Below are 5608 nucleotides of genomic sequence, written 5' to 3' on the forward strand. Positions count from 1 at the left end.
CCACAAGGGTTTAAGACTAAACAGCAAGAGAATTACCCTATATATCAGTTACTGGACGACAGTGATTGAGCACTATTTAAAAGCATAACTAAAGAACAACTTGTGTGGATTTTTGCTGACTCAGAATGCTAAAAAATAAAGTTGGTTTTAACTCCTTTTCGGAGTTCATTCTAACTATAAAAAATTATCATTTAAGACAGCAGAAAAACTCAAAGTTAATTCATTACGAACATAATTTTTAGCGATTTTGCCAGATTAGATGAGCCAAGTTTAGAAGCTTCTTTAAAGAGCTTCATAGCAAGATTAAACTGAAGAGTTTGATCATGGCTCAGATTGAACGCTGGCGGCAGGCTTAACACATGCAAGTCGAGCGGTAACAGGAGAAGCTTGCTTCTCGCTGACGAGCGGCGGACGGGTGAGTAATACTTAGGAATCTACCTAGTAGTGGGGGATAGCACGGGGAAACTCGTATTAATACCGCATACGACCTACGGGAGAAAGGGGGCAGTTTACTGCTCTCGCTATTAGATGAGCCTAAGTCGGATTAGCTAGATGGTGGGGTAAAGGCCTACCATGGCGACGATCTGTAGCTGGTCTGAGAGGATGATCAGCCACACCGGGACTGAGACACGGCCCGGACTCCTACGGGAGGCAGCAGTGGGGAATATTGGACAATGGGGGAAACCCTGATCCAGCCATGCCGCGTGTGTGAAGAAGGCCTTTTGGTTGTAAAGCACTTTAAGCAGTGAAGAAGACTCCATGGTTAATACCCATGGACGATGACATTAGCTGCAGAATAAGCACCGGCTAACTCTGTGCCAGCAGCCGCGGTAATACAGAGGGTGCAAGCGTTAATCGGAATTACTGGGCGTAAAGGGAGCGTAGGTGGCTCTATAAGTCAGATGTGAAATCCCCGGGCTTAACCTGGGAACTGCATCTGAAACTGTAGAGCTAGAGTATGTGAGAGGAAGGTAGAATTCCAGGTGTAGCGGTGAAATGCGTAGAGATCTGGAGGAATACCGATGGCGAAGGCAGCCTTCTGGCATAATACTGACACTGAGGCTCGAAAGCGTGGGTAGCAAACAGGATTAGATACCCTGGTAGTCCACGCCGTAAACGATGTCTACTAGTCGTTGGGTCCCTTGAGGACTTAGTGACGCAGCTAACGCAATAAGTAGACCGCCTGGGGAGTACGGCCGCAAGGTTAAAACTCAAATGAATTGACGGGGGCCCGCACAAGCGGTGGAGCATGTGGTTTAATTCGATGCAACGCGAAGAACCTTACCTGGTCTTGACATATCTAGAATCCTGCAGAGATGCGGGAGTGCCTTCGGGAATTAGAATACAGGTGCTGCATGGCTGTCGTCAGCTCGTGTCGTGAGATGTTGGGTTAAGTCCCGCAACGAGCGCAACCCTTGTCCTTAGTTACCAGCGGGTTAAGCCGGGAACTCTAAGGATACTGCCAGTGACAAACTGGAGGAAGGCGGGGACGACGTCAAGTCATCATGGCCCTTACGACCAGGGCTACACACGTGCTACAATGGTAGGTACAGAGGGCAGCTACACAGCGATGTGATGCGAATCTCAAAAAGCCTATCGTAGTCCAGATTGGAGTCTGCAACTCGACTCCATGAAGTAGGAATCGCTAGTAATCGCGGATCAGAATGCCGCGGTGAATACGTTCCCGGGCCTTGTACACACCGCCCGTCACACCATGGGAGTTGATTGCACCAGAAGTGGATAGCTTAACCTTCGGGGGAGCGTTCACCACGGTGTGGTTGATGACTGGGGTGAAGTCGTAACAAGGTAGCCGTAGGGGAACCTGCGGCTGGATCACCTCCTTATAGATGGCATTCGGTCAGCAAGAATTCACAACAAGTTGTTCTTTAGTTTAAGCTTACGTTTTAACAAGCGTAATTGGGTCTGTAGCTCAGCTGGTTAGAGCACCGTGTTGATAACGCGGGGGTCAGTGGTTCAAGTCCACTTAGACCCACCATTTTATAATGGGGCCATAGCTCAGTTGGTAGAGCGCCTGCCTTGCACGCAGGAGGTCAACGGTTCGACTCCGTTTGGCTCCACCACTATAGACGAATAAGCTTTAAGTGCTAATAGTATAAATAGAAACAAGTGATTCGCTAATATTAGCAAGATTACTTCTTTCTGTTTTATACAGAATCTGTGACTCGACGAGAGCATAGAGACTATTTAAAAACATAGATATGAGTCTGGGTTAGGAACACGTGTTCACGCGTTGTTCCTAACCTTAATCACTCACCTCTTAACGACATCAGTTGTTATCCCAGGGGTGAGTGATTAAAAAAAGTAAAGAGAACTGAATCAAGCGTATAAACATAGGTGATATCGTTATCATAATTAGATCTTATGACACTTTGAAGTCAACACTTATTTATAAGTTAGACTACTTGGGGTTGTATGGTCAAGTAATGAAGCGCACATGGTGGATGCCTTGGCAGTCAGAGGCGATGAAAGACGTGACAGCCTGCGATAAGCTTCGGGGAGGCGGCAATATCCTGTGATCCGGAGATTTCTGAATGGGGAAACCCACCTACCATAAGGTAGGTATCTTGTACTTGTACAAGAAGCGAACGAGGGGAAGTGAAACATCTCAGTACCCTTAGGAATAGACATCAAATGAGATTCCCCTAGTAGCGGCGAGCGAACGGGGAGAAGCCGATTAATGCTAATGTAGAAGAACAGCGTGGGAAAGCTGACCGTAGTAGGTGATAGTCCTGTATTCGAAACATTAGCGTTAACATATTAAGTAGAGCGGGGCACGAGAAATCCTGTTTGAAGATGGGGGGACCATCCTCCAAGGCTAAATACTCCTGACTGACCGATAGTGAACCAGTACCGTGAGGGAAAGGCGAAAAGAACCCCTGTGAGGGGAGTGAAATAGAACCTGAAACCGTGTGCGTACAAGCAGTGGGAGCCTTAATTTATTAGGGTGACCGCGTACCTTTTGTATAATGGGTCAGCGACTTATATTCTGTAGCAAGGTTAACCGTTTAGGGGAGCCGTAGGGAAACCGAGTCTTAATAGGGCGTTTAGTTGCAGGGTATAGACCCGAAACCGAGTGATCTATCCATGAGCAGGTTGAAAGTGCCGTAACAGGCACCGGAGGACCGAACCCACTGTCGTTGAAAAGCCAGGGGATGACTTGTGGATAGGGGTGAAAGGCTAATCAAACTCGGTGATAGCTGGTTCTCCCCGAAAGCTATTTAGGTAGCGCCTCGGACGAACACCATTGGGGGTAGAGCACTGTTTCGGCTAGGGGGTCATACCGACTTACCAAACCGATGCAAACTCCGAATACCGATGAGTGATATCCGGGAGACACACAGTGGGTGCTAACGTCCATTGTGGAGAGGGAAACAACCCAGACCGCCAGCTAAGGCCCCAAATTCCTAGTTAAGTGGGAAACGAGGTGGGAAGGCATAGACAGCTAGGAGGTTGGCTTAGAAGCAGCCATCCTTTAAAGAAAGCGTAATAGCTCACTAGTCGAGTCGGCCCGCGCGGAAGATGTAACGGGGCTCAAACTAGGAGCCGAAGCTGCGGATTTGAATTTGTTTTCAAGTGGTAGGGGAGCGTTGTGTAAGCCTGTGAAGGTGTGTCGTAAGGCATGCTGGAGGTATCACAAGAGCGAATGCTGACGTGAGTAACGATAATGCGAGTGAAAAGCTCGCACGCCGGAAGATCAAGGGTTCCAGTCCAACGTTAATCGGGGCTGGGTGAGTCGACCCCTAAGGCGAGGCCGAAAGGCGTAGTCGATGGGAAATCGGTTAATATTCCGATACTTGTTTATAATGCGATGGAGGGACGGAGAAGGTTATGTCAGCCTGGCGTTGGTTGTCCAGGTGAAAGGATGTAGGCTTACAACTTAGGTAAATCCGGGTTGTTATATGGCTGAGATCTGATAGCAAGCTGTACTTGTACAGTGAAGTGGCAAATACCATGCTTCCAGGAAAAGCTTCTAAGCAATAGTTATAAACGAATCGTACCCTAAACCGACACAGGTGATCAGGTAGAGAATACCAAGGCGCTTGAGAGAACTCTGCTGAAGGAACTAGGCAAAATGGTACCGTAACTTCGGGAGAAGGTACGCTGCTGATGGTGATAGGACACGCTCCTTGAGCTGTTGGCAGTCGCAGATACCAGGCTGCTGCAACTGTTTATTAAAAACACAGCACTCTGCAAACACGAAAGTGGACGTATAGGGTGTGATGTCTGCCCGGTGCTGGAAGGTTAATTGATGGGGTTAGCGTAAGCGAAGCTCTTGATCGAAGCCCCAGTAAACGGCGGCCGTAACTATAACGGTCCTAAGGTAGCGAAATTCCTTGTCGGGTAAGTTCCGACCTGCACGAATGACATAATGATGGCAGCGCTGTCTCCAGCAGAGACTCAGTGAAATCGAAATCGCAGTGAAGATGCTGTGTACCCGCGGCTAGACGGAAAGACCCCGTGAACCTTTACTACAGCTTTACATTGAACTTTGACCTGACTTGTGCAGGATAGGTGGGAGGCTTTGAAGCCGAGACGCTAGTCTCGGTGGAGCCAATCTTGAAATACCACCCTGGTCATGTTGGGGTTCTAACTCAGGTATAACAATACCGAGGACAATGTATGGTGGGTAGTTTGACTGGGGCGGTCTCCTCCTAAAGAGTAACGGAGGAGTACGAAGGTGCGCTCAGACCGGTCGGAAATCGGTCGTAGAGTATAAAGGCAAAAGCGCGCTTAACTGCGAGACCCACAAGTCGAGCAGGTACGAAAGTAGGTCTTAGTGATCCGGTGGTTCTGTATGGAAGGGCCATCGCTCAACGGATAAAAGGTACTCTGGGGATAACAGGCTGATACCGCCCAAGAGTTCATATCGACGGCGGTGTTTGGCACCTCGATGTCGGCTCATCTCATCCTAGGGCTGAAGCAGGTCCTAAGGGTATGGCTGTTCGCCATTTAAAGAGGTACGCGAGCTGGGTTTAGAACGTCGTGAGACAGTTCGGTCCCTATCTACCGTGGGCGTTGGAAATTTGAGAGGATCTGCTCCTAGTACGAGAGGACCAGAGTGGACGAACCTCTGGTGTTCGGGTTGTCACGCCAGTGGCATTGCCCGGTAGCTACGTTCGGATGGGATAACCGCTGAAAGCATCTAAGCGGGAAGCCCACCTCAAGATTAGATTTCCCTAAAGAGCCGTTGAAGACTACGACGTTGATAGGCAGGGTGTGGAAGTGCAGCGATGCATGTAGCTAACCTGTACTAATTGCTCGTTTGGCTTGACCATACAACACCCAAGTGGTTTGTATGAAAGCTCTAATTAATCTATCTTGTATAAGCGAAAGCTTATAGAAACGAGAGAATATTTCGATATCACCTTTAACCTTGATTCAGTTAGGTTACGAGTTGATCGACAACAAGCTAATACTTGACGTCAAACAATAAAAATAACAGACTCATATCTAACCCCCTTTGCTGACGACAATAGCATGATGGCACCACCTGATCCCTTCCCGAACTCAGAAGTGAAACATCATTGCGCCAATGGTAGTGTGGATTCGTCCATGTGAGAGTAGGTCATCGTCAGCTCTCTATTCT

Annotated in this window: 2 tRNA genes and 3 rRNA genes; all 5 read left to right on the forward strand. The window is 48.4% G+C overall.

Annotation, left to right across the window (positions count from 1 at the left end):
- The first annotated feature begins 305 nt into the window (after positions 1-305).
- The 5 genes from JMX82_RS13935 to rrf all read left to right on the forward strand — a co-directional run bounded on the left by JMX82_RS13935 (position 306) and on the right by rrf (position 5599).
- Positions 306-1844, forward strand: a 16S ribosomal RNA gene (locus JMX82_RS13935).
- A gap of 75 nt (positions 1845-1919) precedes the next feature.
- Positions 1920-1996, forward strand: a tRNA-Ile gene (locus tag JMX82_RS13940).
- A gap of 9 nt (positions 1997-2005) precedes the next feature.
- Positions 2006-2081: transfer RNA gene (locus tag JMX82_RS13945), tRNA-Ala, on the forward strand.
- 354 nt (positions 2082-2435) lie between these two features.
- A 23S ribosomal RNA gene (locus JMX82_RS13950) occupies positions 2436-5297 on the forward strand.
- A gap of 187 nt (positions 5298-5484) precedes the next feature.
- A 5S ribosomal RNA gene (gene rrf / locus JMX82_RS13955) occupies positions 5485-5599 on the forward strand.
- The 16S, 23S and 5S rRNA genes sit together here with 2 tRNA genes alongside, the layout of an rRNA operon.
- The last annotated feature ends 9 nt before the right edge of the window (positions 5600-5608 follow it).

Origin of the sequence: Psychrobacter sp. 1044 (genome assembly GCF_904846525.1) — a bacterium.
Taxonomy (GTDB): Bacteria; Pseudomonadota; Gammaproteobacteria; order Pseudomonadales; family Moraxellaceae; genus Psychrobacter.